At 59.0% G+C, this 4,512-nt stretch carries 3 protein-coding genes and 1 tRNA gene; all 4 read right to left on the bottom strand.

Features of this window, described 5'->3' with window-relative positions:
- Nucleotides 1-30 precede the first annotated feature (30 nt).
- A tRNA-Thr gene (locus VEZ52_RS10460) sits at nucleotides 31-106 on the bottom strand.
- A 135-nt stretch (nucleotides 107-241) separates the two neighbouring features.
- Complete coding sequence (gene prmC, locus VEZ52_RS10455) at nucleotides 242-1,108, bottom strand: peptide chain release factor N(5)-glutamine methyltransferase (protein WP_324836755.1); 867 nt, start codon at nucleotides 1,106-1,108, stop codon at nucleotides 242-244.
- A 5-nt stretch (nucleotides 1,109-1,113) separates the two neighbouring features.
- Entirely contained in the window at nucleotides 1,114-3,714 is a 2,601-nt protein-coding gene (gene lon / locus VEZ52_RS10450) for an endopeptidase La (RefSeq protein ID WP_414649515.1), read from the bottom strand.
- 26 nt (nucleotides 3,715-3,740) lie between these two features.
- Complete coding sequence (locus tag VEZ52_RS10445; RefSeq protein ID WP_324836756.1) at nucleotides 3,741-4,433, bottom strand: JAB domain-containing protein; 693 nt, start codon at nucleotides 4,431-4,433, stop codon at nucleotides 3,741-3,743.
- Between the last annotated feature and the right edge of the window lie 79 nt (nucleotides 4,434-4,512).

Genomic DNA, 4,512 nt, shown 5'->3' with positions numbered 1-4,512 from the left:
CGGAAAGTCCGATCTTCGTTCAGCTTCTTGTGGAGCTGGCGATGGGACTCGAACCCGCAACCTGCTGATTACAAATCAGCTGCTCTGCCAGTTGAGCTACGCCAGCGGCAACACAGCTTATTAGCGATTTTCATTCTGCTTGGCAAGCAAAAATTTCGCTTTGGCTCAAATTTTTTCAAATTATAGTGAGCCGTGCTGCTTTTTACCGTTTTTCGCGCCTTTGCGCGGAAACGATTTGGCCTTATAGCCCTTTCCTCGCCAATGTGCAACGGTTTAATCGGGCAATATCCCGTTTATTTTCAATTTTTTTGAAAATTCCTGTATCAGTCAGTAGATTGCGCACGGCATCCGCCTGATTTGCGCCGTGTTCCAACAAAACCCAACCGCCATTTTGCAATGCAATCGCAGCGGCATCCACAGCAGCTTTCAGGTGGAGCAGGCCGTTGTTTTCAGAGAACAGGGCGCTGTGCGGTTCGTTGTGCAGCACCTCATCCATAACCATATGCCGCTCTGCATCAGCGATATATGGCGGATTGCTCACAAGCAGACGCAGTGATTCCGGCTTGAGCGGCGGGGTACGCATGTCTGCCCGCAGCGCCGTTAGCCTGCTGTTCACACTGTGCCGCTCCGCGTTTTGGGCGGCAACCGCAATGGCATTGGGGCAGATATCCAGCAGAATACCGTTCCAGCCGGGGCGCTCTGCCGCCAGAGTTATGCCGATGCAGCCTGTGCCGGTGCCCAGGTCAGCAAAGCTGAGGCGCTCTTCCGGCAGCAGCTCCAGGGCATTGTCCACAATGAGTTCCGTTTCTGGTCTGGGAATGAGGGTGTGCGGCGTAACCGCAAAGTCGCGGCCATAAAATTCCTTGCGCCCGATGATCTGGGCCAGAGGTTGCCCTGTGGCCCGGCAGGCCACCAGGGCCAGAAAATCATTCTCTTCACTGGCAGTCAGCTCGCGCCCAGCCTCCAGAATGCAAAACAGACGGGCGGAACCGGATGGATCGCCCTTGAGCGTTTCGCGCGCCAGCACTTCTGCGCAAAGGCGGGGGCTGTCCACCCCCGCCTTTGTCAGTTGCTCTGTCGCGTCATCTATATATTGCTTGAGGCGCACGAATGTCAGGCTCCGGCTTCTGCGGGGCGCTTGGGCTTTCTTGCTCCAGCGGTTTTACCTGCTTCCGCACTCTTGGCAGCAACGCCTGTGGATTCTTCCACCTTGCTTTTGCCGCCCTTGCCCGTTGTGGAACTGCCGCGACCGCCCTTGGTTTCAAACACGATGGGCAGCAGCTCGTCATAATGGTGTACTGGGTGCACGGTGATGCGCTTGAGCAGTTCCTTGGGCACATCCTCGAGATCTTTGACGTTCTGGTGCGGAATGACCACGTGCTTGAGGCCGCGCGCCACGCCCGCCAGGATTTTCTCCTTGATGCCGCCCACAGGCAGCACCCGGCCTTGCAGGGTGATCTCGCCGGTCATGCACAGGTCTGCGCGCACACGCCGCCCGCTCAGGGCGGAGATGAGGGCCGTGGTCAGCGTAACGCCTGCCGAGGGGCCGTCCTTGGGCGTTGCGCCCGCTGGTACGTGCACGTGCAGGTCGTATTGCGACACAAAGCCGGGGTCAACGCCAAGCTCTTCCGCACGGCTGCGGATGTAGCTCAAGGCCGCCTGGGCGCTTTCCTTCATCACATCGCCAAGCTGCCCGGTGAGGGTGAGGCCGCCCTTGCCTTTCATGACAGTGGCTTCAACCGTCAACACTTCACCGCCAGCAGGCGTCCAGGCAAGGCCCAGAGCCATGCCGGGCATGAGCTTCTTTTCCTTTTCGTCTTCAATAAAGCGGGGCGCGCCCAGCAGCTTTTCCACATCGGCCACATCAACCATAAAGGGCGGTTTTTTGCCCTCGGCCTTGCGGCGGGCCAGTTTGCGGCAAATGGAGGAAAGCTCGCGTTCAAGGTTGCGCAGCCCGGCCTCGCGCGTGTATTCGCGGATGATCTTTTCCAGGGCTTCTTCCGTCAGTTCCACATCCTTGGGGGCAAGGCCGTTGTCTTCCACCTTCTTGGGCAGCAGATGCTTGCGGGCGATCTGGGCCTTTTCCTGCAAGGTGTACCCTGGCAGGGAAATGACTTCCATACGGTCGCGCAGGGCCGCCGGGATGGTTTCCAGGTGGTTGGCCGTGCAGAGGAACATAACCTTTGAAAGATCAAAGGGCACGTTCAGGTAGTGGTCGCTGAAGGTGTAGTTCTGTTCCGGATCAAGCACTTCCAGCAGGGCGGATGAGGGATCTCCCCTGAAATCCGCGCCCAGCTTGTCCACTTCGTCCAGCACAATGACGGGGTTGCGCGTACCGGCCTGCTTGAGGGCCTGAATGATGCGCCCCGGCATGGCGCCTATGTAGGTGCGCCGATGCCCGCGAATTTCCGCCTCATCATGCATGCCGCCCAGCGAAAGCCGCTGGAATTTGCGGCCCAGCGCCCGCGCAATGGAGCGCCCAAGCGAGGTTTTGCCCACGCCGGGAGGGCCCGCAAAGCAGAGGATAGGCCCCTTGGACTGCGGATTGAGTTTGCGCACGCTCAAAAATTCAAGGATGCGATCCTTGATTTTGTCGAGCCCGCAGTGGTCTTCGTCAAGAATTTCCTTGGCGTGGACAATGTCCAGCCTGTCGCGCGAGAGTTTTTTCCACGGCAGTTCCACCAGCCAGTCAAGGTAGGTGCGCACCACGTTGGCCTCGGAAGAATCGGCGTGCATGCCCGAAAGGCGGCGCAACTGCTTGTCGGCTTCCTTGCGCACGTCCTTGGGCAGGCCTGCTTTTTCAAGTGCCTGCTTGAGGTTTTCAAGGTCTTCTTCGCCGTCTTCGTCCTTGTCGCCAAGTTCGGTGCGGATAGCCTTGAGCTGCTCGCGCAAAAAATAATCCTTCTGCGCCTTGTCCATGCCCTCGCGGGCCGAACTCTGGATACGCGCCTGCACGGTGGCGACTTCCACCTCGCGCTGCAACTGGGTGTTGACCAGCATGAGGCGGTCAATGGGATTCTCCGCCTCGAGAATACGCTGTGCATCGGCGGTTTTCATGCGCATATTGGCGGCGATAAGGTCTGCCAGACGGCCCGGATCGTCCACGCCCTGCAAAACTGCAAGTACGTCGGGCGAGGAGAGGCCGCGCAGGGTCAGCACCTTTTCGCTCTGCTCGCGCACGGAGCGCAACAGGGCCTCCACAGTGGCGTCCACCACGGGGATTTGCTCGGGCAGGGTTTCTATGCGCGCTTCAAGGAAGGGCTCCACCTGACGGTAGCCCGTAACCCGTGCGCGGCTGACGCCCTGCACAAGAATTTTCACCCGAGAATCGGGCATCTTGAGCATGCGCATGACCTGCACCACCGTGCCGACTTCGTGGAGGTCTTCCGGCTTGGGATCTTCGGTGGCTTCTTCTTTCTGCGCGCACACAAGTAGATGCCGCCCGTTCTTCAGGGCTGCGTCCACGGCCTGCACTGATTTGTCGCGCCCGATAAAGAGCGGCAAGATCATATAGTTGAAGATAACCACGTCTCGAACGGGCAACACGGGCAGCGTGTCGGGAATGCTCTGCGCCGCCGTATTGAGGCTGCCCTCGTGATCCAGCGTTTCGGGCGCGTTCATTTCCGCCTTGTCCGCATCACTGTCGATGGCAGGTTCTGCCTCAATGGGTTCTTCCTGATGCAGCAAAATGTCTTTTTCATTGATGTCAGCCATATATATTCTCCCCGACTGCTTTCGATTCAAATGCGTTGCGATTGCGTTATGCTGTAGCAGTCTCCATCTGTAACGATGACGTGATCCAGAAAGCGCAGCCCCATGCGGGGGGCCAGTCTTTGCAGTTCTTCTGTCAGCAGGCGGTCTTCCTGCGAAGGCCCCGGATTGCCCCCGGGGTGGTTGTGCACCAAGATTATGCCGCTTGCCTTTCGGAACAGGGCCGCTTCAAGAACGTCCCTTGGGTAGATTGAAACTTCTGCAATGCCGCCCCTGCGCAGACGCTCCCAGGCCATAAGGCGGTTGCGCCTGTCTACCAGCGCCAGCCAGCATTCCTCGTGGGGGCTTGTGCCAAGCCGGGCCTGCGCCATGCGGGCCACAGCCTCCGGGGTTGCCAGAACTTCCTTTTGCCGCAGATCTGCTGCGGCGTAGCGCGCCCGTGTTTCGCCCAAAACCCGCCATAAGGCCAGCAATCCCGGCCCGAAACCGGGCACCTGCAAGAGTTCTTCGGGCCTTGCGTCCAGCGCCCCGCGAATGCTGCCAAACTTCTGTATCAGTTCCTTGGCGAGGGGCTTTGTGTCCTTGCGGGTCAAGCCATAGCCCAGGAGCAGCTCCAGCACTTCATAATCCGCCACTGCTGTGGGTTCCAGTTCCAGTCTTTGCCGCAGCCGCTCACGATGCCCGAGGCTTGTGGGCGGGGTGGATGTTGGCTTTGCTGTCATAAAATAAGCAGTCTTGGAGGTTGCGCAAGGGGGCGGGCGGATAAAGGCGCATGCATCCCGCAAATCCTTTGCCGTTTTT

It is taken from the genome of Desulfovibrio sp. (assembly GCF_035644575.1).
In the GTDB taxonomy this organism is placed as follows: Bacteria; Desulfobacterota; Desulfovibrionia; order Desulfovibrionales; family Desulfovibrionaceae; genus Desulfovibrio.
Note: the sequence above shows the minus strand (reverse complement) of the source record. Positions and strands in the feature narration are given on the sequence as shown.

Bases quoted from the DNA above. Each gene is read 5' to 3' on its own strand.
- lon (WP_414649515.1), bottom strand. From the start codon at position 3,714: ATGGCTGACATCAATGAAAAAGACATTTTGCTGCATCAGGAAGAACCC.
- VEZ52_RS10445 (WP_324836756.1), bottom strand. From the start codon at position 4,433: ATGACAGCAAAGCCAACATCCACCCCGCCCACAAGCCTCGGGCATCGT.